The sequence below is a fragment of the Streptomyces sp. NPDC002671 genome (assembly GCF_053592475.1).
This window is the reverse complement of record NZ_JBSFVU010000017.1, coordinates 86,735-111,907: the sequence shown is the minus strand read 5'-3', so window position 1 is coordinate 111,907 and position 25,173 is coordinate 86,735. Positions and strand designations below refer to the sequence as shown.

Genomic DNA, 25,173 nt, shown 5'->3' with positions numbered 1-25,173 from the left:
CCGTCTCCAGCCCCGACGGTGCATGAGCAGGCGCCCCAAGCCCGCCACCGGCGGATCCGCCCACGCGGAAACCACCCATTCGCAGAAGGGAAACCCATGGCCACCGAGACCCAGGCCCCGGTAGAACCGGGTTCCGAGAACAAGCTCTACATCCTCCAGCAGGGCATCGTCGAGGACGCCCCGGGCGGCGTTCCGGCTCACCTCAGCTTCGGCATCCTCAGCACCGTTCCGGACCCGGTGAACCCCGGCGACATCACCTTCAGCCTGAAGGCGCCCACGGGCTTCGTGTTCACCAGCTGGCTCTCGTGGGCCTACCACGACGTCAACACCCTCCAGGCCAAGGGCAACATGAAGACCACCCAGGGCACCCTCGGCGACGGAGGCCGCACGCTGACCTTCACCCACAAGCCGTACCTGGCCAGCAATCAGGAGGCCCTCGGCTACGCGGCCCAGGTCACCGCCATGGACGGCGCGACGCCGGGCCGCTACACCGACGGTCAGCTCAAGGTGGGCGCCGCCAACCCGATCAAGCTCAAGGGCCGCGTCCTCGACTCCAACGAGGACTGATCCCCCTGACGGACGGGCCCGTCGGTGGTTCCGCTGAATGAGAAAACCCCAGGTCAGAAATAATCTGACCTGGGGTTTCAGGGCGTTTCAGTGGAGCCGCCTTCGGGATTCGAACCCGAGACCTACGCATTACGAGGGCCTGCAGGATCGTGACAGATGGTGCTCGATGATCACGCTCGGTCCTGTTTTCCCAGGTCAGGGCATATTCACGGTGCCGGGCGATCTGCCCCGTACGGCTCGTGCTACACCGTCCGCTCACGCATCGCTCACGCAAAAGAGGCTGCTGACCAGTGCGTTCTCTCCCTCTGACGCGGCTCTGCATTCCGACCAACTCCGAGGCCGCATCAAGCGCGGCAGCGTCTTCAGCAGCCGAGCCAGCGCTGTTCCGGGTGACCTCCGCGCGTGCGGAGCAGACGGCCGACCGTACGACAACACCCCTGACCCTGGCGGGTGACCTCCGCGGATGCAGAGCAGACCGGCAGATCGCAACGGCCTGCACTTCGTGGTGGGGTGACCTCCGCGAGTGCGGAGCGGACGCACCGTTCCTCCCTAAGTTCGCGGTGGGCGTCGGGCTACCTCCGCAGGCGGAGCAGACACGATCCCGCGCAACCCCTCCAGCGGATTCTCGAGCGGCCCCGCGGGCGAGGAGCCGGACTCCAAGGCGGCCTCGAACCGCTTCTCGAACACCGGGCGCCCCCGCACCCGCGGAGGTAACCCATGGTGGCAGTTGAGCAGGTGGCTGCCGTTCTGGTTCGCTCCGCAACCCCTGGAGGTAGACCGTGGAGTTATAACTCCCGCAGCCCCGTCAAGATTCGCCCGATCAGCAGCGGGGTGGCCGCCTGGCCGCTGGCGCCGCCCGGCTCATTGAGCGAGGTGCTGGGCCGCGCAGGCACGTGTGCCCAGACGATCTTCCCCGGACAGTGTCCAGGGTGGTAGTAGCCCCAACAGCTGGCCATGGCCTGGGTCAGGAGAAGTCCACGGCCGCCGGTTGTACCGAGACCGCTGGCGCGGGGTACCGGTGGTCTGGGGTCGGCGTCACCGACCGAGAGCACTACGCCATGCTCAGTGGGCCAGAGCCTGAGGGTGATCACACCGGGGCCGGCAGATCCCGTGCTGCTGGAGCCGAAGCTCTCGACCGTGCGTGCGTGAAGGATCGCGTTGGTGGCCAGCTCCGAGACGAGGAGTCTGGCGACTTCGACGCCCTCGGCAACGGACCTGACATCCCCCGGGGCTGTCATTGCGAAGATCTTCGCATATGTCGGTCACGCCCCGCTGACCACCGCAAACGCAAGATCAACTAACCTTGCAACAGCCCCGCCAGCTCCACGGCGTCGCACTTGAACTCGGCGGTATACCGCTTGCTGAAGTTGCTCTTGCTACTCACTACCTGGACTGCTTCCTCCGAGACCCATCAGTCCCAGTATCAGGCTGACCAGATCAACGGTGGAGCTTCAGTTCTGAGCTCCTTCAAACGCGCCTCAAGGAACTCCCTTTCAACCTCGTTGTCCGTCATTGATATTGCTTCGGTGTACGAGTCCAGGGCCTCGTCGACGCGCTCCAGGCGGCGCAGGAAGTCGGCGCGAGCAGCCGCGAAGTAGTGGTATTCGGCCAATTTGGGATCGTCCGCCAGCTCGTCGAGCGCCTCGAGACCGGCGGACGGACCGTGGGCCTGGCCGATCGCGATGGCCCGGTTCAGCAACACCACCGGTGAGGGCCATATGCGCAGGAGGGCGTCATAGAGTCCGACGACTGCGCTCCAGTCGGTCGCCTCCCAGTCGGCGGCTTGGGCGTGCACGGCCGCGATCGCCGCCATTAGCGGGTACCGGGTCGGCGGTCGGTGCCGCATGGCGGAGGCGACAAGCCGCAGCCCCTCCCGGATCTGGGAGGCGTCCCAGAGTGTGCGGTCCTGCTCGGAGAGAGGGACGAGCGAACCATCCGGTCTGGTACGACTGTACCTGCGCGCATCGGTGAGCAGGATGAACGCGAGCAGACCCGCCGGACCCGGCTCACCCGGTAGCAACTGGTGCAACATGCGGGCCAGATGTGTGGCACGGCCGACCAGGTCACGGCGCTGAAGCTGATCGCCGGACGGCGCCGTGTGCCCAGTACTGAAGACCAGATGGACCACGTCGAGCACGGCATCCACGCGGCCGGGCAGTTCCTCGGGAGGCGGTTCCCGATACGGAATGCGAGCCGCCTTGATCTTCTTCTTGCCCCGGGTGAGCCGCGCCGACATGGTCGGAACCGACACCAGCAAGGCGCGGGCCACCTCGGCTATCGAAAGACCGCACACCAGACGCAAGGTGAGGCCGACGCGCGTCTCGACATCGAGCAGCGGATTGCAGCAGGTGAAGATGAGCCGCAGCCGGTCATCGGGAATGTTCTGATCGGCGATCGCCTGGTCGGCAGCCGGCGCCGTCTCCTCTTCTGCGAGCAGTGGGAGCTTGCGGCGGAGGGTGCCATGGCGGCGGATCACGTCCATTGCGCGACGCCGGGCGGTGACGGTCAGCCACGCTTCGGGCCGGTCCGGAATGCCGTGCGCCTCCCACTGTGTCAGTGCCTGGGTGTAAGCCTCCTGCACGCACTCCTCGGCCAAGTCGAGATCGTGGGTGAGGCGTACGGTGGCGGCGAGCAGGAAACCCCATTGCTGGCGGTGTGCTTCGGCGACAGCGGCTGCGACGGTTGTGCTCATCGGTGCTTCGGTGACCCGGCGTCGGGCGTGGGGCGAATCTCGCGTACCTCGACACCGCCGTGCATTACCGGAATCTGTTCGGCGACTTCGATTGCCGCGTCCAAGTCCTCGGCCTCGATAAGGAAGTAGCCCGCGACGACCTCCTTGGACTCGATGAAGGCGCCGTCGGTGACACTCACTCCACCGTCGGCTTCGCGGCGGACGGAACGGGCTGAAGGGCTCGGCCACAGTCGCTGGCCGCGCTGCACGCTTGACTCGTTTCGCGCCATGAATTCCTGGAAGCGGCCGATGAGAGCCGCGCTGGCCGCCGGCGACATCGCGGCAGTGCGTGTCTCATCCTCGTAGATGAGCACCAAGTACTCTGCCACCGCCCATACCCCCTCGTTCTCACTTCGCCGGCCGCCTGCAAACGTAATCACCGGCCGGCCACGTTGCACGCTACAGCGTTCTCCCGCCGACTGTCGACGGGACTGATGCGGTACGGGAGTCGACGCCGGCCTGGCGGGCACACCCGGTGCGAGCAGGGCGAATCACCGCGAGATGGCCCCGACTTGGCGGTCTGCGACTTCGAGTGGAGACGCAGGCGGGCCCCGAAGCGTCCGGGGGTGACGCCTCGGGGCCCTGCCTGTTTCCGGTCCCGGCCGATGCGACCGCAATCGGAATCCGGGTGCCGCAACGGCCTCAGGAGGAGGTGGTGCTGCCAACCAGGGTGGCCTCGGGTGCCTCCTCGGTGAGACCGACACGGTCGTGCAGACGCTTGAGGGGGGCGGGCGCCCACCAGTTGAACCTGCCCATGAGCCGCATCATCGCCGGAACGAGGAGGCATCGGACGATGACGGCGTCCACGAGCACGGTCAGGGCGAGTCCCAGACCGAAGAGCTGCATGAACGACACGTTCGAAATGCCCATACCAGTCAGCACGATGGCCATGATGAGAGCCGCCGTGGTGACGATGCGTCCGGTCCTCGAGACACCCATCGCCACCGCGTGGGTGTTGTCCTCGGCGGTCTGCCCCGATGCCAGCCACTCCTCACGCATCCGGGAGAGCAGAAAGACCTCGTAGTCCATGGACAGGCCGAACGCGAGGCAGAACATCAACACTGGAATGGTCGGGATGAGGTACCCGGTCGCGGTGAAGTCCAGAACACCGGACAGGTGCCCCTCCTGGAACACCCAAACCGTCATGCCGAACGCCGCACCGAGCGACAGCGTGTTCATGAGCAGTGCCTTGATCGGCAGTACAACGCTGCCGGTGAAGAGGAACAGCAGTACGAACATGGTGAGCGCCATCAGTGCGATGGCATACGGCATCGGTGCTGACAGTGCGTCGAGGACGTCCTGGTTCTCGGCGGTGGCACCCGCGAACAGCACGTCACCGGGACTCTTCACGTCACGCAGATTGTTCAGCATCTTGTCGGCCCCGTCCGAGTACGGGTCCAGCCCGGTGCTTACGCGCAGCACGGCGCCCCCGTCGTTGGCGAGTTGCTTGTCCGCCGGTCCGACCCGCGAGCCGTCGACGAAGGCTCCGCTCGAGCTGAGCACATTGGAAGCACCGCCGACCTTGGACAGTTCGCTCGCGTACGCGGCCAACTCCGCGTCACTGCCCTTGAATCCGGGCAGCACGATCGTGACCGAGGCAGCCGGGTCCTGCGTGAACTCCTTGCGCACCAGATCGCCGACCTCACGGCTCTCCGAGGCGGACTTGGTGATCACCCGGTCGTCGGGGTAACCCCATTGCGCCGAAAGGAAGGGCAGGGCGACGGCGGCCAGGCCGAGCGTGGTCAGCAGCGACACCGGAACGGCCCTGCGGGTGACGGCGTGAACCATCCGATACCAGAAGGTCTGCTGCGGTGCGACCACACGGGGCGGGCCCAGCTTGAACCAACGGCGCATCGGTATACGGATGTCGAGCTTGTCGATGCGCCGCCCGAGCAGGATCAGCGCGGCGGGAAGCACCAGCACCGCCGCCAGCGCGGCGGCCAGCACGACGGCGACCCCCACATAGGCGAAGGACTTGAGGAAGAACATCGGGAAGACGATCAGCGCCGCAAGTGCCAGGGCGACGGTCATCGCCGAGAACACCACGGTGCGCCCTGCCGTCTGGACGGTACGTACCACCGCGTCCTCGATGTCGCGGCCGTCGCGGAGTTCCTCCCGGTATCGGCTGACGAGCAGGAGGCTGTAGTCGATGCCGAGCGCGAGCCCAAGCACGGTCGTCATGTTCAGCGCGTAGATGGACACGTCCGCAAACGTCGTCACCAGACGCAGGATCGCGAGGGTCGCCATGATGGAGACCGCGCCGATGAGCAGCGGCAGGCCGGCCGCGACGAGGCTGCCGAAGACGACCATCAGCACGATGAGCGAGATGGGGAAGGCCACCCCCTCACCGACGGCGGCGTCCTTGGAGACTGTCTTGTTGAGCTCGCCCATCAGCGTGCCGTAGCCGCCGACCTTGACCGTCACCTTGTCCGACCGGGGAAGGCCGTCCTGGATCTGCTCGCCGACCTTCGGCAGGTCGGTCTCTCCTACGTCGATCCGGGCGGTGACCAGTCCGGTGCCGCCGTCCTTGCTGCGCAAGGCCGGTCCGAGTTCCGGGCCTGCGGTCCAGTAGGACTGCAGATTCACAATATCCTTGTGCGAGTTCAGCCACTCTGTGACGTCAGCAGCGGCGCTTCGAGCCGCCTTGCTGTCTACACCGCCATCCGAGGTGATGGCGACGACGAGATTCGGCTGAGCACCGCTGAAGTGATCATCGAGAACCTTCATGGCGCGAGTTGATTCGGCATCCGGCGCGGTATACCCACCAGCCTTGAGATGGTCCATCACTGATGAGCCGAGCGCGCCGCAGGCAATGACGAAGATGAGCGCGCTGATGAGGATTGCTTTTGGCCGGTTGATCGCCAGATGGGCGAATCGGGTCAGCATTCTCTATCCCTTACCGGGTGTTCCCCTGTTTGCTATTGTGAAAGCATTCACATTCAGGGTAGTGGCGCCTCCGGTCCATAACCATCTGTGCGTTGCCGCACACAAAGTCCGCGTGTGGAGCCGAGGCCGGCCACGTAGGGGCGGCCACGGTGGCCCGGCCGCCACAGCGACAGCCACCGGTACGGCGACAGGCGCGTGGACCATCCGCGTGGCTTGAACTATTCGGTCATCAGCTGTTTTTGGACAACCTGGCCGCAATCCGGGGGTGGTTGTCCGTCCGGGCACTTGCTCATCCGACGTACTGCTGAATGGCCTCGATCGGAGGCCGCAGCCTACGGGGGCACAGTGACGAGCTCAGCCGAAGTCGTGGTACGAATCCGAACGGGCAGCGCAAGCGCCAACTCTCCCTATGAACAGCGAGCCGGCCACCCGCCCCAAGAACTGGCAGCCGTACCGCCTCTTCTGCATACGGCGCAGGAGCGCCACGCGATGCCGCCGGAGCGGACCACAGTGGCCCCGACCGAGTCCTCCTCATCGCCTGTCGGGTTCGCGGCGACGCTGGCCGAGCGCAGGGCACTCACCAACAGTTACGCCACACGCTACATTCAGGCGGCAAAGCAGGAGAAAACCCTCATCCTTGACGAACTGTGCGCGGCGACCGGCTGGCACCGCAGCCATGCCCGCAACGCGATCCTGAACGCCGCGCGTCTCAAGCTCGCCAAGCCGGCGCAGGGCAGGAGCGTCAAGTACGACGCCGACGTCGTTGCCGCGCTGAAGCTGTGCTGGACCATCCTCGACCGGCCGGCGTCCAAGCGTCTGGCACCGATGCTTCGCGATCTGGTTCCGGTCCTGCGCCGCCACAACGAGTTGCGTGTCGACGACCGGACAGCCGAACTGCTCATGTCCATGTCTGCAGCGACGATCTGCCGTCGTCTTGCGCCGCTCCGGCGGTCCCACGATGCCGATCTGCACCTGCGGCCCGGTTCCAGGCTGCGCAGTGAACTCCCACTCGTCACCTGGACAGAGTGGGACCACAGTCGGCCCGGGTTTTTCGAGATCGCAGTCGTCCACCATGACGGCGGCACGGTGAGCGGCCGATGTCTGCTGACCGTGGCAGCCACCGACATCGCCACCGGCTGGACCGAGAACCGCACGATCAGGGAAATCGGTCAGCTTCCCCTCGCCTTGAACGAGATTGTCAGGAACCTGCCCTTCCCGGTACTCGGGCTCGATTGCGGAAGTCACGGAACCGAGATCGACGAGGTGCTGCTCCGCTGGTGCCGGCAGAGCCGGGTGACCTACACTCATGCCCGCCCGGCCGGCCTGGGCAGTCACCACATCGGCCAGCAGAGCTGGAGGATGCTGCACGCCCTTGCCGGTGAGTACCGCTACGACTCCGCCGATGAGCAGGCGCTCCTCAACGAGATCTGGGCCGCGCTCTCACGGCTCACGAACTATTTCTACCCACAGCAACGTGCGCTGACCGGCGTGGGACAGGACGGCAGTTACCGCAAGAGGTACGAGACGGCGACGCCGTATTGCCGCACAGAACGCCACAGCTGTGTGTCCCCGGAGGACAAGGCGATCCTCGGCGACACCTATCCGCGCCTCAATCCGGCCGAGCTGTACCGCCAGGTCCAGGCGTCAGCGGCCCGACTGCACCTCATCGCCGAGAGGCGGGCCACATCTCGCGCAACGCGCACAATCAGTCGCGCCTCATGACGAAGTGACGAACGGCTTGCCCCTGCAGTGACGGCTCTGGGGCAAGCCGTTCCGCGACTCGCGGCGCGTCAGCGCCGCTCGTAGATGCGCTTGTGCCCGGACAGTGCGGCCAGCCGGTAGGGGCCATTCGTCTGACGGGGTACGGGATGGTCCCCTCCGTCCGTCGGAAGGGAACGCGCGTGCAGTTCCCGATAGGTGGCGTGGTCTATCGTCCGGCGGCGCTGGATCGCCTCGTGGTGCGCCGCGCTGCGCAGGTAGGCACGGTACCCCGGCACGATACTTCCGGCGAACAACTCCGCCACGCTGCCGGAGCCATAGCTGAGGAAGCCGATGGTCCGGTCGGTCAGATCCTCTTCGCCGTCGAGCAGCGCGGCGAGGGCGAGATAGAGCGAGGCGGTGTAGCTGTTGCCGATCACGGCGTTGTAGCGGGTGGTGGGCTCCAGCACGCGGGCGATGTCCTCGTCGTCGAGCTGACACCCGGAGTAGTTCAGCAGGTGACGGTGCGCCTTGTAGGCCATCTTGGTGAACGGCTGGTGATAGCAGAAGGCGTGGAACTCGTCCAGCGCGCGACCTCCTTGGTCGCCGTAGTCCTTCCACACCCCCTCGACCGCCTGTAGATAGGCGGAAATGGACTCCCGACCGTCGACAAGGGCCGTGTCCCGGTAGTTCGGCCGCCAGAAGTCCATGACGTCGCTGGTGAACAGGCCCGAGGTCGGCTCGATCCGCACCAGCGAGGGGTCCTCGCCGACCAGCATGGCTACCGCGGCCGCTCCCTGAGTGGCCTCACCCGGGCTGTCCAGGTCGTATTTGGACACGTCGCTCGCGATCACAAGGACCTGTTCGGAGCGGTTGCGGTGCACCAGGCCCATGGCGAACTGCAGTGCCGCCGTGGCCCCGTAACAGGCCTGCTTGAGTTCGACCACCCGCGTGGAGGTGGGCAGTCCGAGCAGCGAATGGACGTAGACCCCGGCCGATTTGGCCTGGTCGATCGACGACTCCGTCGCGAGCACGACCGTCCTGATGCGGTTGGCGCCGTGCCGGGCGACGATTGGAGCGGCAGCGGTCGCGGCCATCGTCACGATGTCCTCGTCCGCCGCGGGAATGCTCATCGAGCGCTGTCCGATGCCCACGTGGTACTTGCCGATCGGGGTGCCGTTGTGCTCGGCCAGCTCCGTATGCGGCAGGACGAATTCCGTTGTGGCAAACGACAGATCGTCGATTCCGATGGTGGGGCTCCCACCGTCTCTGCTCATGCCTGCACCTCGGCCGCCGCCGTCGAGTGACTGCGTTCCAGGTGGACGTGGGCGCGCATGAGTTCACCGGGATTGGTCTGTGCCGCGAGCAGCGAGAGCTCACCGCACAGCACGGTAGCGGCGCACAGGACGGCGAGCCGTCGCGCGTTCTCACCGGGCTCGCGCTCCTCCCGGCATCCGAGCCGGACCAGATTCTCCTCGACGAAGGGGATGCCCTTGCCGTTGCCGACTGTGCCCACGATCAGGTTGGGAAGCGTGCAGGAGAAGTAGAGGTCCCCATCCCGGTCCTCGGCCACCGTCACGCCCTGGGAGCCCTCGACTATGTTGGCCGCATCCTGTCCGGTCGCCAGGTAGAAGCCGAGCAACATGTTGGCGAAGTGCGCGTTGGCCGAACGGATCCCGCCGGCCAGCAGGGTGCCGATCAGATTCTTGCGCACGTTCAGCTTGGCGACCTTCTCAGCCGTCGTGTGCAACCTGCTTTCGACCAGGGCGCGTGGAATCAGGAGTTCGGCGACCACGTTCTTGCCGCGACCGAGGATGCCGTTGATCGCGGTGGCCTTCTTGTCGGTGCAGTAGTTGCCCGAGATCGAGCTGTAGGAGATGCCGGGGATCGTCTGCAGGATATGGGTGAGCAGCGCGTCGGCAGCGAGCGTGGCCATGTTGTGCCCGGAGGCGTCTCCGGTGCTGAACTCGAAGCGGATGAACAGCAGATTGGCGGCTATCTCATGCCGCACGGCGACCAGTTCGGCGAACCTGCTGCAGGTGCGCACGACCTTGCGCAGGTCCTCGAACCGCAGGTCGAGCTGTTGCACGGCAGCGTACGCGGCCTGGGCATCCTCGGCCTCCACGAGCACCGATCGGGTCATCCGCTCATCGACGAGGGTGCAGACGACTCCACGTTCGGTCAGCATGGAGATCTTGGCGCCACGGCCGACGGACGGCCACAGTGGCGATTCGTAGGTGGCCAGCGGGACCTGTGTCTCGGTGGTGGTGACGTTCCCCGAGACGCGTATCGGCCCCACCCACCTCATCGGGACTCCGGCCGTTTCCGTGACAGTGGTCATCGTGCGTTTCCCGTCGTCGACTGGGTGGGTTCCAGGTGCTCCGATCGCGAGTTGAGCGAGCGGGTGTCGATTCCCCGCTCGGCGCAGAACGCGAGCAGTTCGCCCTTGATCAACACGTCGCACTCGGCCAGCTCGGCCGGCGTGCGCGCACCCAGTGCGGTCATGAGGGCGGTCAAGTGGTCGAGCCAGGTGGAAATCTGGGTGATCAGCGCCTCGACACCGCCGTCCAGGAGGGTGCGCAGAAAACCGCCGGAGACGCCGGCCGCGGCGGCTCCGAGTGCCAGGCTGCGGGCGACGTCGAGCGGATTGCGAACTCCCCCGGATGCGAGTACCGGGATTTCGGCGGGTTGTGCGTCGAGAAGACACGCGGGAGTGGACAGCCCCCAGTCGTTGAGATAGGCGAAGTCGGACACCGCCCGACGGTCGTTCTCCACCTTGGCGAAGTTCGTGCCGCCGCGACCGCCGACGTCGGCGACGCGCACACCCAGCTCCCGCAGGGCGGCGATGGTCCTGCGGCTCAGGCCGAAACCGACCTCCTTGACGATCACCGGAACGTCGAGTCCGGCCACGATTCGCTCGATCTGCGGCGCCCAGGCGGAGAAGGAGCGGTCGCCCTCGGGCATTGCCGTCTCCTGGATGACGTTCAAATGGATCTGAAGGGCGTTGGCCTGAAGGAGATCGACGGCCCGCCGCGCTTCGTCGACGGACGCATTGGCGTTGATGTTCCCCATGATGAAGCCGTCGGGGTTCTCTCGACGCATCACACTGAAGGTTGCCGCTGACGACGCGTCCTTGAAGTAGGCGCTCATGGAGCCCGTGGCGATGGCCAGGCCGGTCTCGCGGGCGGCAATGGCCAAGTCCCGATTGATGACCCCTGTGTTGACGCTGCCGCCGGTCATCGCGTTGATATAGAGAGGGGCCTGCCACTCGAACCCGGCGAATCCCGTGGCCAGGCGAACATCGGAGCGGTCGATACCGGCCAGGGCGTGATGGACGAACGTGACGTCGTCGAACTCGTTCTGCCCACTGTGCCTGCGCTGTTGCTCGACGGTGAGCCGGACGTGATCGTCCTTGCGTTCAGCGATCATTGCGTACGTTCCTTTCACTTGTACTTTCCTCGGCAGGAAGCAGTGGCAGGTGTCTCACTCCTGCGGTGGCCCACCGGTTTCGCAACTTACGTATTCGCGCGTCGTCTTCAGCGGGCATCAGGGCGATTCCGCAGTCGCCTCCTCCCGCCCCGGACGGTTTCGCCGCGCCTCCCAGTGCCTCGGCGGCCTCGCACAACGCGGTCAGCTTTGGCGTGAAGATGCCCAGCCCCACCGCTTCGTCGAGCTCGGCGAGTGCTCGGCGGGATCCCCGTATCCGGTGCAGCAAGGTCTCGCGGTCCCCCTGTTCGAGGGCTGTGATCGACGCGTGCACACAGTCGGTCATACGGGCCATGAAGCGCTTGTGCGCGGTGCTGCCCCGCCAATGACGACGGCCGAGTCGTGAGACGAGCGAGTCCGTGGAGACGGGGGTGCCGGTCCAGCCGATCTCGATGCCAAGCCGGGCGGGTGGTGGCAGCCGGCGCACTTCGAAGCCCGGCCATGCCGCGCGTAAGGTCTCGTCGATACCTCTCCGCGCCGCCATTGCGAGAACGGCAGCCCGGTCAGGTGCCCGATAGGCGATCCATCCGCCCCAGGTACTGGCTGCGAGATCAGCGCAGGATGATCGGGTATTGAGCCGCGCCGTGGCGATGAGGGCGAGCCGGAACCGGGCTTCCGGCGATAGGTCCAGGCCGTGGTACGCCGCCAGGGCGGCGACCGTCGCCACCGTTACCGCACCGCTCGAACCGAGACCGAACTTCGTCCCTCGATCGTGGAGTTCACTGCTGATCGACAGGTGCGCCCCGGATGCGGACCACCCACGCTCGGCCAGCTGGGTGTGCATCACCTCGATCACCGACAGGACGCAGGCCAGAACGCTTCGGGCGCGCTCACCGTCGCCCGGGCCGCACCACACAAGCCCGCCGCCCGCCTGCAGCCGGAAGCGCGCCTCCCCGTCCAGGAGATCGGAGACAATCACGATGTCTGCTCCGGCCGGCTCGGACACGGTGACGCGTACGTATCGGTCAACGGCCATGATGATGGCGGGCGTTCCAGGCTCGATGACGGCGTACTCACCGGAGACGAACAGCTTTCCCGGCGCCTGCCGCGACACCGTACCCTCGGCAGACATCAACTGCCTACGGGGAGCAGGCGGGCGCCGAGCCCGCTGCGGGCCACTACGACCGAGCCGCTCGGGATGGCGTCGCGCAGCGCCGCAGCCACCCGGTCGGCGTCCGCGCTGTGGCACAGGACCTTGACGTTGGGGCCCGCGTCCATGGTGCCGTAGGCGGGTGTGCCTTCCTGTCGCAGTTGGAGCACCCGGTCGAGCAGGGTCAGTGTGCCGGGCGACAGGTAGCGCACGGCGGGGCGGGCCGCCAGCATCGTGGCGTGCATGCCAAGCGCATTGCGCTCAGCGATCTCACCCACCGCGTCCAGGTCACCACGCCCCAGTGCGAGGCGCATCTCGATCAGGTCTCTCTCGCTCGAAGCGGCCCAGGGCCGGTAGAACGGCGAGGTGTCGACGGTCCGCCGCATGGCCGCGCGGCTGGACACAGCCTTCGGGCGGCCGTCCACCAGTGCGATCACCAGCGCGGGGTCAAGGCCTCTGACGGGCACCGGCTCGGCGTAGGAACTGCCGTCCGGGTCCGCCTCCCCGCCCGCGTGCCACTGCGAGAAGCCGGCGAAGACCGACCGCGAGGCCGAACCCGAACCGCGCCTGGCGAGGCGGGAGAGCTCGGTGGCGTCGAGACCGAGGTCGTATGCGGCTGAGGCCGCGACGGCCAGAGCGGCGAAGCCACTCGCCGAGGAGGCGACGCCTGCTGCGGTGGGGGCCGTGTTGTGGCTGTCGACCACCGCCCGCTCGCGTCGCCCGGCCAGCTCGCGGACCAGGTCGAGAAAGTCGAGGACACGCCGCAGCGTCTCGCCGGCAGCATGCCTGCCGTTCAGCGTCACTCGGTCCGCGCCCGCCGCCGGGGCGAGGCGGACAGTGGTGGTCGTCGGGAACACGTCCAGGGTCATCGACAGGCTGCTCGTCCACGGGATGACGAGTCGCTCGTCGCGCTTTCCCCAGTACTTGATCAAGGCGATGTTCGGCTGGGCGACAGCCGTCGCAGCTCCGGCGACTTCCGGGGTACGCGGGCGGGACGGGCTCGTCCGGAGTCCTTCAGTGGGCATGGTCGGTGCTCCTCCCGAGCGGCGCGATCCAGGTACGCGTCGCGCCGGCGTCCTGCAGCCGGGTCTCGATCCGCAGTGCCTGGGCAGGCCCGCCCGCGAGCGCGATCATGCAGCCGCCCAGTCCGCCACCGCTGATCTTGGCGCCGAGGCTGCCCGCCGCCAGCGCGGCGTCGACCAGAGCGTCGATCCGTTCCGTGCTGAGGCCCGCCGAACCGAGCAGCGCGTGGTATCTCGTGAGGCTGCTTCCGAAGTCTTCGGCCCGGCCCTCGGCGAGATCGCTTACGGCCGAGCCGGTCAGTTCCGTGGCCCGGCGCACGAAGTCCTCCTGCGCGCCGGGACCGTGGATGAACGCGGACTGCAGGAGCTCCACCGCCGCCTTCGTCTCACCTGCTGCACCGCTGTCCGCGATGACGAGGAAGCCGTCGAAGCCGACGCGTAGTTCCCGGGCTGTGCCCCCCCGGAAGCGGATGGGGGCGGGTGCACCCGTGGCGAGCGCATCCACACCGCTTGCCCTGCCATGGGCCATGCTCTCCGCGATCTGCACCAGTTCGAAGATCGCGGACTCGTCGAGTTCGTGGTCGAACAGGTCGGCCAGACCGAGGACGATCGATCGTGCGCACGCCGCGCTGGAGCCGAGGCCACGGCCCAGTGGAATGGCGCAGTCGACCACCACGTCGATGTGTGCCTCGTCGGTGACCTCGACCCGCTCCTTGAACTCCTCCACGAGGCGCTGCAGGCCGTCGGTTGCCTGCAGCGCCACCGTTCCCGACACGGAGCTGGTCACGGAGAAGGAGACCTCACCGGTGCGGTCGTCGGCGCCGGGAAGTCGCGTGACGGTCGCCGTCACCGGCAATTGCGGGATCGGCACGGCGAGTGCCTCCGCGCCGTACACGACCGCGTGCTCCCCTATCAGGATGATCTTGCCGTGGGCTCGTCCGATTCCGATACGGCGGGTACCGATCCCGCCCGCCAGGCCTTGTGCCGAGGTCGGCGAAGTCAACGCGCTCATCCCCCTGGTTGTGTGCAGCGCTGTGAGTCGTGTGTCGGAGGGGCGCTTCGGGCGCCCACGTGACCACCACGTGGGCGCCTGGGGCGGTGCCCAGGCCCGGGTGCGAAGTGGCTCAGTTCTGGGCCAGGACTCCGATGCCCACCAGCATCGTCATGCTGCTCATCAGCATGCTGAGGTACGGGCCCACCAGAGACTTCTTCTTGACCGTGGTGACCACGCTCTCAATAGGGGCGTTCGCCGCCTTGGAGAGCGAGTACATGTAGACCTGGCAGACGAGCCAGGCGGCGATGAAGAGGATCATGGCCCAGTTGAACCCGGAGTTCAGGTACACGGACCCGACGATCGCCAACGAACCGACGCACAGGAGTACGGACTGGACGGCAAGTGTCTTCTTGATGCCCAGGGCGCGAACATATGTCCGCACACCGAACTCCTCATCGTCGAAATAGTCCTCGACCTGGTTGGTCGTGAACAGCGCGACGAGTACGACGGTGAGGGCCGCCGTGGCCACGACGTTGGTCCACTGGAGGTGGTTCTCGAAGGCGCGCAGCACGAAGAGCTGCGGAATCCACACCCACATGTACAGGCCGAACAACTGGCCGACGCCAGCGCTCTTGAGGTGCCACGGGGGAAGCGAGTACTGGGCACCCACGATCCAGCCGGCCGCCACAATCAGCAACAGGTCCCAGTGTCCGGTCCGGATGGCCAGGAAGGCGGCCAGACCCACGTAGACGAGACTTGTCAGGACGATGTCGCCGACGACCCGCCTGACTCCGAGACCGAAGACAGCCGTGGCCAGACGGGACTTGTTCGCCGCGTCCTCCCACCGGTCAGCCAGGGCGTTGATCTGGTCCGCGAGCTGCATGTTGACGATCGCGAACAGCAACGCCATCGCCGCGTTCACCGACAGCAGCTCGTCCCAGCTCGTGGCCCCCAGCACCGCCGGTGCGAGGCCGATGAGGATGTGGCCCGGCAGGAACTCGGGGCGGCGAATGAAGAAGTAGTACTTGAGGCGGGTTCCCAGCGGTGGCCGGACCGGATCGTCCTCGCTGGTATCGGTCAGGATCCGGCTCAACCGTGCACGGGTTGAGGCATCGGCTGTTGACATGCTTTGCTTTTCCTTTTCGTCTCTCTGCGGCACAGCTGGGGTTTGTGACTGCTGCGGCCGAATGCCGGTGGCCTGAGCAGTCGTGAAGCTCGTCGATGACCGGCGAGGGGCAGGACGAGAGAGATGACGGCACCCCGGTCCCGCGGTCATGCTGCAGTGGGCGGGGGGATGATCTCCCGCGGAACTGGTGTTCCTCGTGGACCCGGAGGGCGGGAACCGCGGTCAGGAGTGGGTGGTCGACCGGCCTTCGACGACTTGCCGGTAGTCAGTCGCGATGGTTTCCAGCTCGTCGGCCACGTCGCCTACGGCGCCCTCGGCCAAGGTCCGTTCGGAGCGGTCCATGCGGCGGTTGGCCTCGACGATCGCACTGGTGGCCGGCAGCCGGATGCTCTCGTAGCGTTGGAGCGCGGCCGGCACGTCATCGCCGGCGTCGGCGAGTTCGGCGGCCAGCGCGATGCCGTCGAGAATGGCCTGGGTGCCGCCGTTGGCCCCGATCGGGTACATCGGGTGGGCGGCGTCACCGAGGAGGGTGACCCGGCCCTCGCCCCAGGAGGTCAGTGGGTCGCGGTCGACCATCACGTGGTGCATGAGCTGCGGGCTCGACTCCAGGGTCGCCCGTACGTCGAGCCAGCCGAAGTCCCAGTCGGCGAAGTGCGGCAGCAGATCCTCAAGCTTTCCAGGACTGAGCTGCGTCTCACCCTGCCAGTCCGGATCCGCCGCCAGGCACACCCAGTTGAAGAGAACCTCGCCGCGCTCGGCGTGCGGCCGCGAGCACGGGTAACCGACCATCCGGTTGGCCTGGTCATCGGAAGCGATGATCATCGTCCTGCCGTCGATGAACTCGGGGAGTGTGGTCAGGCCACGCCACATCCGCACGGGGGTCCGGCGCAGCGGTGGCCCGTCGGGGTGAAGCTGCGCCCGGATGGCAGAGTCCACTCCGTCACCGGCGATCAGCGCATCGGCCCTGAGGACGGAGTCACCTGAGGAGCGCGAACTGATGTGAACGCGCACCTCGTTGTCCTCCTGATCGAAGCCCCGCACCCGAGTCGCGGTACGGATCGCGTCAGCTCCGAGGCGCGAGCGGACCGCGTCGAGCAACATCATCTGCAGTTCGCCGCGGTGGATGGAGTACTGCGGATGGTCGTGGCCGGCGGCGATGCCCCGAGGCTCGGACCACAGGGTGGCGCCCTTGTGGTCGATGTAGCGGTGCTCGCGGGTGGCGATGCCTGTGGCCGCCAGCCTCTCGCCCAGGCCGAGGGTGGTCAGTTCGGCGATCGCTGCGGGTTGGATGTTGATCCCGACACCCAGCGGCCGGATCTCCGGCGCCTTCTCGAGCAGGGTGACGCGCAGTCCACGGGCATGCAGGGCGAGCGCTGCGGCCAGTCCTCCGATCCCGGCCCCTGCGATGACGATGCTCGGGGAAGCTGCCTCGGTCATGACGGCTGTCGCCTTTCTCTACGGATGAGCGTCTGCGAATGAGGGCCAGTGGGGGAAGTCAGGGAGCCGTGACGACCGAGGCCACCGAGTACACGCCCGGCGCGGGCTTTCCGAGGAAAGCGGCCTTCCTGCCGTACTCCTGCGCGGCGGGATCGGCCATCGTGGCCTGGATGTCCGCGAGGCTGCGCCACTGCGCGACGTTCACGACCCTGCTGCCGTCCGTGCCTGCGAGAATCGTTCCGGATACGAATCCGGGGCGATGCCGGATTACCTTCTCCAAGCCCTCGTTGAGGACACCGAGGAGTTCCTTGTGTTTGTCCGGTTCGACTTCGAAGACGTTGATCAGAGTGACGAGATCATCGGTTGCGCGAAAAGCGAATTCCGTCATGCGGCTGAAGCTAGCAACTGCCCCGCTTTCCGAACCACACTTCCATTGACTCACGAAAATGCTCGCGTCCAGGAAATTCAGTCGAGCGGAAGAACCCGCTCCGGGGGAAAGGACGGTGACAGGTCGGCGAATACCGCTCGGCGCAGCCCTGTCAACCTTGTCGGCCCCATAACGGGTTTAGGCAATCATGCGGGGCGTCGCGCGGGTGGACAAGGCTTCGGGGCGTGTGCGGAAAACGAGCACGGCGGGCGGTCGGCTGTCTCGCCGACCATCGCCGCGAGCATCCCACACCGGGGAAACCGTGGCCGACGACGTACCCTCCCCGTCGGCCACGGCATCTGCCCCGATGCCACACCTTCGCCGCCCTGATGTGCCGGGCGGCCTCGGAAGCCGGACTCGACCCCGACCGGCTCAGCCCCACCCGCGCGAGGTCAAAAGCGTACGGAAGAGCCTCGTGCCACCGTCAGGCCGAGGCCGGCGATCCCTCGTGATCGAGCGTGAAGCCTTCGTAGTCCGCGGCGACGATCTCCCGCAGCTTCTCCCGGTAGGCGGCGATGCCGCCGAAGTAGAAGAGCGTGCGCCGCTTCTTTCCAGAGATGTTCGAGCCGAAGATCCAGGAATCGGTCTGTGCGAACAGACTGTGCTCCGCCAGCTCCCGGCACATGGCGGTCCACTCCTCCTCCGCGGCGGCGGTGGCCTCGACCGTGCCGATGCCACGCCGCCGGGCGGCGTCGATGGTCTCCGCGATCCAGTCGACCTGGGTCTGGAGGGCGGGCGGCAGGTTGGAGAAGACGCTGTTGGGGCCGAAGACCGTGAAGAGATTCGGGAATCCGGTCATGGCCACACCGAGGTAGCTGCTCGGGGCCTCGCCCCAGTGCTCCTTGAGGGTCACACCGCCACGGCCCCGGATGTCGATCCGGTTGTAGCTCCCCTGCATGGCCTCGTAGCCGGTCGCGAAGACCAGGACGTCCAGATCGTGCTGGGTGCCGTCCTCGGTCACCACTCCTGTCGGCGTGATCCGGACGATCGGGTTCTCTTTGGTGGATACCAGCGTGACGTTGTCGCGGTTGTAGGACTCGTAGTAGCCCGTGTTGCAGATGGGCCGCTTCGCGTAGAAGTCGGTCGGCATGAGCTTGCGTGCGGTCTCCGGATCCCGCACAATTTTCGCGATCTTGGATCGGATGAATGAGGCGGCGGCCTCGTTGGCCGCCGGATTGAATGCGATGTCCGCAAAGGTGCCGAACATGAAATGGAACCCGTTGCCCTGGTTCCAGCTCTCCTCGAATTTCCGCTCACGCTCTTCGGCGGAGACGTCCATCGCGGAGATCTCGCTCTCCCGGAAGCCACAGGCGACACGCGAATCGAATACCTGCTTCCAGAACTGCTCGTGGTTCTCCCGGTAGTCCTCGATGAACTCGTCGCTGAGCGGCTTGTCGCCGGCCGGGACGACATACTGCGCGGAGCGCTGGAAGACGGTGAGGTGTTCGGCCATCCGGGCGGCGGCGCCGACGAACTGGGTACCGGTCGAGCCGGTACCGATGACCCCGACCTTCTTTCCGGTGATGTCGAGGCCTTCCGGCCAGGCGCCGGTGTGCACCTGCGTGCCCGCGAAACTGTCCCGTCCCTCGATGTCGGGGAAGACGGGGGTGGACAGGGGGCCGAGCGCACCGACGACGTACGTGGCGGTGAATTCCTCGCCGCGGTCGGTCCGTGCGGTCCACAGGTTGGAGTCCTCGTCGAAGGTCAACGACTCCACCGTGGTGCCGAGCTGTATGTCCTCGCGCAGGTCGAACCGGTCGACGACGTGCTCCAGATAGGCCAGGATCTCCGGCTGGGTCGCGTACCGGTTCTTCCAGTTCCACTCCCGCAGCAGATCGCTGTCGAAGGAATAGCGGTACACGATGCTGTCGACGTCGGCGGCGGCGCCTGGATAGCGGTTCCAGTGCCACGTGCCGCCGATGCCGGTCCCCCGCTCGAAGGCACGTACGTGCACGCCGAGTTCGTTGCGGAGCTTGTGAAGCATGTAGATACCTGCGAATCCGGCCCCTATGACGATCGCGTCGAGATGAGTCGGTTTCCTGGTCATATCAGTCTTTCGGCTCGTGCTGGACAGAAGGAAGGCATCGGTGAGGGAGACGGTGTCGGTCACGGCTGGAGCCTGACGACGTGCCATCCGGCGGAGGTCTTCTCGTACCGCAGGCGATGGTGAAGCCGCGTCTTGGCGGCGGACCAGAATTCGACGCTGTCCGGCGTGAGCCGGTATCCCACGAATCGCTGCGGGCGGGGCAAGGGAGCCGGCGCGGCGGCGTACCGTTGGTTGTCGGCGAGCAGCCGTTGCGGGTCGTCGAGCGTTTCGCTCTGCCGGGACGCCGTGGTCATGGAGTGCAGGCCGGGCTCACGGGCGTACCACAGCCGCTCGTTCTCCGCGTCGTCAAGTCGGACCACCGGGCCCGAGACGCACAGCTGTTGTGCGGTCTCGCGCCAGTAGAACAAGCCGGAGGCCCAGGCGTTCTCGGCCAACTCGCGGCCTTTGCGGCTGGTGCTGTGCGTGGTGAACAGCAGCCCGCTGTCCGCCACTTCGATGACCTGGACGATCCGGTTGGAGACTCGGCCCGCCCGGTCGGCCGTGGCCAGGGACAGTGCCATGGGCTCACGTACACCGCGCTCGACGGCGTCAGCCGTCCACTGCCTGGCCAACCCCATGGGGGCGGGCGGCGGCGTGTCGTATTCGGGGAATGGAAGACCGACCGTTCCGGTCAGGGATTCGAGAATGCTGCTCATGGTGCTCCCTCAGACATGGATGGTGCCCTCGGCGGCGACCGTGCCGTGGCCGCTGACCCGCACGAGACCCACCTCGCCGCTTTCCGCGAGCGTGGCCATGGCGAACATGACCGAGTCACGGCCGAGTTGGACGCCTTGGTGGATCTCCACGGTCTTCCCGTACTCCACGCGCCCGTGCCGGGCGAGGTGGACGGCGAGCGAGCCGGCGGCGGATCCCGTGGCCGCGTCCTCGACGACCCCGTAGGCGGGCGAGAACATCCGGAGCTGCCACCGCTCGCCCTCCTGGGCGAAACAGTTGGCGGCCATGTCGGGGAAGGCGGCGAGCGCTCGATGGTCGGGCCGCAGCGCGGCCAGCGCCTCCGCGTCGGGCAGTCCGACGAAGACGTGCCGTGGGCCGTTGCGGTACACCTCCACCGGCAGAGTGGAGGAGGTGATGCCGAGCGCCGCGAGCAGCGCCTCGGCGTGCTCGTACGGCTCCCAGACCGGGATCGGCTGCTCCATGGACACGTAAGCGCTTCTCCCTCCGCACCGGTCATCGGAGGTGCGGTCGATGCGGAACGGCACGACCCCCATCTGCGTCTCGAAGCGCAGGCGGTCCCTGCGAAGGTCGAGCGCGACCGCGACAGCCGTACCGAGCAGCGGATGCCCGGCAAAGGGGAGCTCGTTGACGGGGGTGAAGATCCGCACCCGCACATCCGCGTCCTCGACCGTCGGCGGCAGCAGGAAGACCACCTCGGACAGGTTCATCTCCTTGGCGATGCGCTGCATCTGACTACTCGTAAGGTCCGAGGCGTCGAAGAACACCGCTACCGGGTTGCCACGAAGCGGCTCGGTGGCGAACGCGTCGACGACGACGTACCGGTGCGAGGAGTCGCGGACACCGACGGGGCCCGCGCCTTGTACCACCGCCTGCACCTCGAAGTGGTCCCGGTGCGTGATCGGATAGCCGACCACGGAGGCAGCCAGGTTCTCGGGGAGCGACGGGGGCCGCGAGCCGTCCCAGACGATGACCGCGCCCCAGCGCTTGCCGGCAGGGTCGGCGATCCAGAACTTCTCCCGCAGACCCTCGACGGCCTGCCAGGCCTGGACGACACCGTCCTCATTCAGATGCCGCTCGAGGCTCTCCACTGTGGCGGGGGAACCTTCGAGATCCCACCACGCGATTTCCATCTTCATCGTGTCATAACCCCCTCGAACATGTCAGTGAGGATGCGCGGCCCGTCGACGGTGAGCAGGGACTCCGCATGGAACTGCAGGGACGCGAACCGGTCGCCGCGCAACGCGTGGACACCGCTCGTGACCGGGTCGCGACTGATCTCCACCTGCACACCACCAGCGCTCTTCCAGCGGTCGGTGGTACTGCGGGCCTCGAACGTGTTGTAGAAGCCGACCCGCTCCGCATTGCCGAACAGCTCGATCCGTCGCTGTGTGCCCTGGTTCGGGTGCTCGCGGCGCACCAGGGGCAGGCCGAGCCTGTGGCACAGCACCTGATGACTCAGGCAGACGGCGACAAACGGGCGCCGCTCCCCCAGGAGTTCGCCGATCACCCGGTCCAGGGCGGCGATCTTCGGGTGCGTGGTGTCGCGGGGATCACCTGGGCCCGGTCCGAGCAGGACGACATCGTGATCGCCTGTCTCGAAGGGCTCGTCGAAGCGCCGCACGGTGACGCTCAGCCCGAGTGCGTGGAGCTGATGGTCCAGCATCGAGGTGAAGTTGTCCTCGGCGTCGATCACCAGCGCCTTGCGCCCGTTCAGGATCCTCGAGGAGACCCCTTGGCCGGCGTCCTGTCCGACCCAGAAGCCCGCGATGCCCTCGTTCCGGCTCCTCAGCGAGGCGAGTACGCTCGGGTCCTGCGCCGGTGATCGGCGGGGTGTGCACTCCCCGAACGCCTCAAGCAGCGCGGTCGCCTTGGCCCTGGTCTCTGCCACCTCGCTCTGCGGATCGGAGTGGCGTACGAGCGTGGAACCGACCGAAATCGACAAGCGCCCGGAGGGTTCAAGGACGGCCGTACGGATGAGAATGGCCGAGTCCAGCGTTCGGCGGCCGGCCTTGTCGGTACCGGCCAGGCCGATGATGCCGCTGTAGTATCCGCGCCCGTCGGGCTCGTAGCGCTCGATCACCCGGGCCGCGCTCTCCACTGGGCTCCCGGTGACCGTGGGCGCGAACATCGTGGCCCGTAGCACTTCGGGGATGTCCCTGTTGGCGGTGCCACAGATGTGGTACTCGGTGTGGGCGACCTTGGCCATCTCCTTGAGATGCGGGCCACTCACCTGCACCGTGCCCGGCTCGCAGATCCGGCACATCATCTTCAGTTCCTCGTCGACCACCATGTACAGCTCCTCGGCCTCCTTGCGGTCGGCGAGGAACTCGGTCAAACCCTTGAGGGTGGGACCGCCGTCCGGGTAGCGATAGGTACCGCTGATCGGATTCATCGTGGCTACGCCGTCGGCCAGGCTGACGTGCCGTTCCGGCGAGGCGCCGATGAGTGTCACGTCTCGGGTCCGGACCAGGAAGGTCCAGTACGCCCCGCGCTCACGGGAGAGCAGTTCGCGGAAGGCCGAGAGCGCCGACTCAGGGCGGTAGTCCGTGATGTCGGCCAGGTAGGTGCGCTTGATGACGAAGTTGGCACCTTGGCCGGTGCCGATCTCGTCGGCGAGCACCGCCTTGACCGTCTCCGCGTACGCCGCGTCATCCGGTTCGAAGTGACCGTCGGCCAACCGCACCGTGTGCTGCGGCAGCCTCTCGAGCACAGTGGACAGCGCGTGGTGCTCCTCCTCGGTCACCGCCATCGCGATGAGAGGTGTGCCGTCGTCAGGCGCCGGATAGCCGCGCTCGGCGAGCTGCCGGTAGGGGACGACGACCAGGACGTCGGTGCTCGCCTCGCCACGCGCGGATCCCGTGGACCCGCCCTGCCCGAGACCGATCGCGTCGAGCGAGGCGGGCTGGCTGACATCGCCTCTGAACACCTGCACGTCGCGGCCGTGTTCGCCGTCCCGGCAGACGATCGCGAAGTTCTCGGCACTGCCGTCGAGAACGGCCTGGAGCAGATCGCTCTTTGCCGGGGCAGGTGGGCTGTGTGGCGTGTGCTTCCTGGGATCGTTGTAGTCGGTCACGTCAACAGTCCGTCTACGTCCGTCACCTTCGCGCAGCACCTCGCCGCGTGCCTCAGGGTCATCCGATGGTCGGCCGCGGAGAAGTCGCCGATGGCGTCGCCGACCAGGAAGACCCGGATGTCGTTGCTGTACGCCTCGAGCGCGGTCGTGAGGATCCCGATGTGCCCGTACACACCGGTGATGACCAGCTGGTCACGGCCCTCGGCGCGCATGCGCTGGAGCAGATCGGTACGGAAGAAGGCGCTGTAACGCCACTTCAGCAGGTTCCAGTCCGCGGCCTCGGGGGCCAGTTCGGCCACGATGGAGCGATCGGCCGCGGAGCTGGTCATGCCCGGTCCCCAGAAGTCTCGGAGCAGGCCCCGGTCCTCTTCGGACATCCGCCCCGGCTGGGCGGTGTAGGCGACACGCATTCCGCTGTCCACGCAGCGCTTGCGCAGCGCGGCCGTGTTGTCCACCAGGCGGCTGCGCATTTCCTGTCCCAACGGCTCCAGGAAGTAGTTCTGCATGTCGTGGATGAGCAGGACCGCCCGGTCCGGGCTCACCCGCCAGTCCACACCGCCGGTCGGCAAGTCGCTTCCAGTGGGAAGGTCGTACGGTTCGACGCGAAGAGAGGTGGTCAACGCCTGTACCCCTTACTGAGAGCGGAAGCCGCGGACGCGGCAAGGACGTCCGACCACGCCGAGACCACTTCGGCGGCCTGGTCCGGATCGAGCCGCGGATCGCACAGAGTCGGCATGCCGGCGGCCTGCGTGACGGGCCTCGACCGCGGCACTGAGCCGCCGAGGCATTCGTCGACCGCGTACGGGCTCGCCTCCAGGTGCAGGCCGTGTGCGCGTACGCCCGCGTCACTCAGCTGCTCGAGGAACTGCCGCACCTCGTCGGCGACCACGGCGACGTCACGGCTCTTGGTGCCGTCCGCCAGCTTGCTCGTGTTGCCGTGCATCGGATCGCAGAACCACAGGACGGGGCGGCCTTCGTCCCGGACCGCGCGAACGAGGGCCGGCAGCCGTTCGCCGATCATCTCGGCGCCCATACGCACGATGAGCGTCAGACGACCCGGTTCACGGTGCGGATCCAGCCGACGGCACAATTCGAGCAGCTCGTCGGGTGTCGTCGTCGGGCCGACCTTGCAGGCGACCGGGTTGATGATCCTGGACATCAACTCCACATGGGCTCCGCCGAGTTGTCTGGTCCGTTCACCGATCCACGGCCAGTGGGTCGAACTGAGCATCCACCGACCGTCGTCGAGCTTGCGGACCTGCGGCTGCTCGTAGTCCATGAGCAAGGCCTCATGACTGGTCCACAACCGGTCCTCGGCGGCTCGCCGGATCCAGTCGCCTGTCCGCCAGCCGAGATGTTGCAGCGCCTCCCGAGCGGCCATGAAGCACATGAGCATGCGCAGCGGATCGGGCTGCCTGCTGTGCTCGTCGGGCTCGGGAGCGTTGACGATATGCCCCCGGTAGGCGGGCAGGACAAGGCCGTCGACCTCTTCGGTCGACTGTGAGCGGGGTTTCGCGAACTGCCCCGCGATCCGCCCGACGCGGAGCACCGGCAGTCCCGCATCGGCGCCGAGCATGTCGGCGAGCTGATGGACAAGCCCGGCCCTCGCGGAGATGTGCGGCTCGCTGCACTCGTCCGGGTGCTCGGCGCAGTCACCGGCCTGAAGAACCAGGGCCTCGCCCCTGGCCACCTTCTCCAGCGCCTGACGCAGCGCGAGGATCTGTTCGGGGCCGACCAGGGAATCGGTTGCCGAAAGAACGTTGCGTACTTGGGCGAGCTGGTGCGGATGTTCCCATTCCGGCTGCTGGGCTGCGGGAAGCCTCAGGTCCAGGAAGCCTGAATTGTTCACTCTAT

The 25,173-nt window shown here is 66.9% G+C and carries 20 protein-coding genes; 2 read left to right on the top strand and 18 right to left on the bottom strand.

Annotated elements, in window-relative coordinates; translation table 11 throughout:
* The first annotated feature begins 96 nt into the window (after positions 1-96).
* On the top strand, positions 97-567 hold the full coding sequence (locus ACWD35_RS25745) for a hypothetical protein (protein WP_451353651.1): 471 nt from the start codon (positions 97-99) through the stop codon (positions 565-567).
* Between the two features lie 1,423 nt (positions 568-1,990).
* On the opposite strand, the gene ACWD35_RS25740 is transcribed toward ACWD35_RS25745, so the two are convergent.
* The 3 genes from ACWD35_RS25740 to ACWD35_RS25730 all read right to left on the bottom strand — a co-directional run bounded on the left by ACWD35_RS25740 (position 1,991) and on the right by ACWD35_RS25730 (position 6,082).
* Positions 1,991-3,259 carry an RNA polymerase sigma factor gene (locus ACWD35_RS25740; RefSeq protein ID WP_451353650.1) on the bottom strand — a complete coding sequence of 423 codons (1,269 nt, stop codon included), beginning with the start codon at positions 3,257-3,259 and terminating at the stop codon, positions 1,991-1,993.
* Complete coding sequence (locus tag ACWD35_RS25735) at positions 3,256-3,627, bottom strand: YciI family protein (protein WP_451353649.1); 372 nt, start codon at positions 3,625-3,627, stop codon at positions 3,256-3,258. Before ACWD35_RS25735 ends, ACWD35_RS25740 begins: the two co-directional genes overlap by 4 nt.
* A gap of 313 nt (positions 3,628-3,940) precedes the next feature.
* Positions 3,941-6,082: an MMPL family transporter gene (locus ACWD35_RS25730; RefSeq protein WP_451353745.1), complete on the bottom strand. Its 2,142-nt coding sequence runs from the start codon at positions 6,080-6,082 to the stop codon at positions 3,941-3,943.
* Positions 6,083-6,673: 591 nt separating this feature from the next.
* Here ACWD35_RS25730 and ACWD35_RS25725 point away from each other — a divergent pair.
* On the top strand, positions 6,674-7,906 hold the full coding sequence (locus ACWD35_RS25725; RefSeq protein WP_451353648.1) for a hypothetical protein: 1,233 nt from the start codon (positions 6,674-6,676) through the stop codon (positions 7,904-7,906).
* Between the two features lie 68 nt (positions 7,907-7,974).
* On the opposite strand, the gene ACWD35_RS25720 is transcribed toward ACWD35_RS25725, so the two are convergent.
* The 15 genes from ACWD35_RS25720 to ACWD35_RS25650 all read right to left on the bottom strand — a co-directional run bounded on the left by ACWD35_RS25720 (position 7,975) and on the right by ACWD35_RS25650 (position 25,168).
* Positions 7,975-9,159: a hydroxymethylglutaryl-CoA synthase gene (locus tag ACWD35_RS25720; RefSeq protein WP_451353647.1), complete on the bottom strand. Its 1,185-nt coding sequence runs from the start codon at positions 9,157-9,159 to the stop codon at positions 7,975-7,977.
* Positions 9,156-10,223: a hydroxymethylglutaryl-CoA reductase gene (locus ACWD35_RS25715; RefSeq protein WP_451353646.1), complete on the bottom strand. Its 1,068-nt coding sequence runs from the start codon at positions 10,221-10,223 to the stop codon at positions 9,156-9,158. Before ACWD35_RS25715 ends, ACWD35_RS25720 begins: the two co-directional genes overlap by 4 nt.
* Positions 10,220-11,311 (bottom strand): type 2 isopentenyl-diphosphate Delta-isomerase, encoded by a 1,092-nt coding sequence (fni, locus tag ACWD35_RS25710; RefSeq protein WP_451353645.1) that lies wholly within the window; start codon positions 11,309-11,311, stop codon positions 10,220-10,222. The genes ACWD35_RS25715 and fni overlap by 4 nt, the downstream gene beginning before the upstream one ends.
* On the bottom strand, positions 11,301-12,440 hold the full coding sequence (locus ACWD35_RS25705; RefSeq protein ID WP_451353644.1) for a phosphomevalonate kinase: 1,140 nt from the start codon (positions 12,438-12,440) through the stop codon (positions 11,301-11,303). The genes fni and ACWD35_RS25705 overlap by 11 nt, the downstream gene beginning before the upstream one ends.
* Positions 12,440-13,483, bottom strand: a complete 1,044-nt coding sequence (mvaD, locus tag ACWD35_RS25700; RefSeq protein WP_451353643.1) for a diphosphomevalonate decarboxylase — start codon at positions 13,481-13,483, stop codon at positions 12,440-12,442. Before mvaD ends, ACWD35_RS25705 begins: the two co-directional genes overlap by 1 nt.
* Positions 13,473-14,492 carry a mevalonate kinase gene (gene mvk / locus ACWD35_RS25695; protein WP_451353642.1) on the bottom strand — a complete coding sequence of 340 codons (1,020 nt, stop codon included), beginning with the start codon at positions 14,490-14,492 and terminating at the stop codon, positions 13,473-13,475. Before mvk ends, mvaD begins: the two co-directional genes overlap by 11 nt.
* A 112-nt stretch (positions 14,493-14,604) precedes the next feature.
* A complete protein-coding gene (locus ACWD35_RS25690) occupies positions 14,605-15,600 on the bottom strand; it encodes a UbiA family prenyltransferase (protein ID WP_451353641.1) in 996 nt (331 codons plus the stop codon).
* Positions 15,601-15,822: 222 nt separating this feature from the next.
* Positions 15,823-17,037 (bottom strand): FAD-dependent monooxygenase, encoded by a 1,215-nt coding sequence (locus ACWD35_RS25685; RefSeq protein ID WP_451353640.1) that lies wholly within the window; start codon positions 17,035-17,037, stop codon positions 15,823-15,825.
* 58 nt (positions 17,038-17,095) lie between these two features.
* Positions 17,096-17,425: a putative quinol monooxygenase gene (locus ACWD35_RS25680; RefSeq protein WP_451353639.1), complete on the bottom strand. Its 330-nt coding sequence runs from the start codon at positions 17,423-17,425 to the stop codon at positions 17,096-17,098.
* Positions 17,426-17,888: 463 nt separating this feature from the next.
* Positions 17,889-19,511, bottom strand: coding sequence for a flavin-containing monooxygenase (locus tag ACWD35_RS25675; protein ID WP_451353744.1), 1,623 nt, complete (start codon positions 19,509-19,511; stop codon positions 17,889-17,891).
* Positions 19,512-19,570: 59 nt separating this feature from the next.
* The gene (phzG, locus tag ACWD35_RS25670; protein WP_451353638.1) at positions 19,571-20,206 is read right to left on the bottom strand and encodes a phenazine biosynthesis FMN-dependent oxidase PhzG; all 636 of its coding nucleotides are present in this window, start codon (positions 20,204-20,206) and stop codon (positions 19,571-19,573) included.
* A gap of 9 nt (positions 20,207-20,215) precedes the next feature.
* Positions 20,216-21,382 (bottom strand): PhzF family phenazine biosynthesis protein, encoded by a 1,167-nt coding sequence (locus ACWD35_RS25665; protein ID WP_451353637.1) that lies wholly within the window; start codon positions 21,380-21,382, stop codon positions 20,216-20,218.
* Positions 21,379-23,319, bottom strand: coding sequence for an anthranilate synthase family protein (locus tag ACWD35_RS25660; protein WP_451353636.1), 1,941 nt, complete (start codon positions 23,317-23,319; stop codon positions 21,379-21,381). Before ACWD35_RS25660 ends, ACWD35_RS25665 begins: the two co-directional genes overlap by 4 nt.
* Positions 23,316-23,939 carry an isochorismatase family protein gene (locus ACWD35_RS25655; protein WP_451353635.1) on the bottom strand — a complete coding sequence of 208 codons (624 nt, stop codon included), beginning with the start codon at positions 23,937-23,939 and terminating at the stop codon, positions 23,316-23,318. The genes ACWD35_RS25660 and ACWD35_RS25655 overlap by 4 nt, the downstream gene beginning before the upstream one ends.
* A complete protein-coding gene (locus tag ACWD35_RS25650; protein ID WP_451353634.1) occupies positions 23,936-25,168 on the bottom strand; it encodes a 3-deoxy-7-phosphoheptulonate synthase in 1,233 nt (410 codons plus the stop codon). Before ACWD35_RS25650 ends, ACWD35_RS25655 begins: the two co-directional genes overlap by 4 nt.
* Positions 25,169-25,173 lie beyond the last annotated feature (5 nt).

Coding starts and splice junctions, on each gene's coding strand:
- ACWD35_RS25745 (WP_451353651.1), top strand. CDS start 97: ATGGCCACCGAGACCCAGGCCCCGGTAGAACCGGGTTCCGAGAACAAG.
- phzG (WP_451353638.1), bottom strand. CDS start 20,206: ATGAGCAGCATTCTCGAATCCCTGACCGGAACGGTCGGTCTTCCATTC.
- ACWD35_RS25720 (WP_451353647.1), bottom strand. CDS start 9,159: ATGAGCAGAGACGGTGGGAGCCCCACCATCGGAATCGACGATCTGTCG.
- ACWD35_RS25685 (WP_451353640.1), bottom strand. CDS start 17,037: ATGACCGAGGCAGCTTCCCCGAGCATCGTCATCGCAGGGGCCGGGATC.
- mvaD (WP_451353643.1), bottom strand. CDS start 13,483: ATGCCCACTGAAGGACTCCGGACGAGCCCGTCCCGCCCGCGTACCCCG.
- fni (WP_451353645.1), bottom strand. CDS start 11,311: ATGATCGCTGAACGCAAGGACGATCACGTCCGGCTCACCGTCGAGCAA.
- ACWD35_RS25705 (WP_451353644.1), bottom strand. CDS start 12,440: ATGTCTGCCGAGGGTACGGTGTCGCGGCAGGCGCCGGGAAAGCTGTTC.
- ACWD35_RS25690 (WP_451353641.1), bottom strand. CDS start 15,600: ATGTCAACAGCCGATGCCTCAACCCGTGCACGGTTGAGCCGGATCCTG.
- ACWD35_RS25730 (WP_451353745.1), bottom strand. CDS start 6,082: ATGGACCATCTCAAGGCTGGTGGGTATACCGCGCCGGATGCCGAATCA.
- ACWD35_RS25725 (WP_451353648.1), top strand. CDS start 6,674: ATGCCGCCGGAGCGGACCACAGTGGCCCCGACCGAGTCCTCCTCATCG.
- ACWD35_RS25665 (WP_451353637.1), bottom strand. CDS start 21,382: ATGAAGATGGAAATCGCGTGGTGGGATCTCGAAGGTTCCCCCGCCACA.
- ACWD35_RS25740 (WP_451353650.1), bottom strand. CDS start 3,259: ATGAGCACAACCGTCGCAGCCGCTGTCGCCGAAGCACACCGCCAGCAA.
- ACWD35_RS25680 (WP_451353639.1), bottom strand. CDS start 17,425: ATGACGGAATTCGCTTTTCGCGCAACCGATGATCTCGTCACTCTGATC.
- ACWD35_RS25715 (WP_451353646.1), bottom strand. CDS start 10,223: ATGACCACTGTCACGGAAACGGCCGGAGTCCCGATGAGGTGGGTGGGG.
- mvk (WP_451353642.1), bottom strand. CDS start 14,492: ATGAGCGCGTTGACTTCGCCGACCTCGGCACAAGGCCTGGCGGGCGGG.
- ACWD35_RS25675 (WP_451353744.1), bottom strand. CDS start 19,511: ATGACCAGGAAACCGACTCATCTCGACGCGATCGTCATAGGGGCCGGA.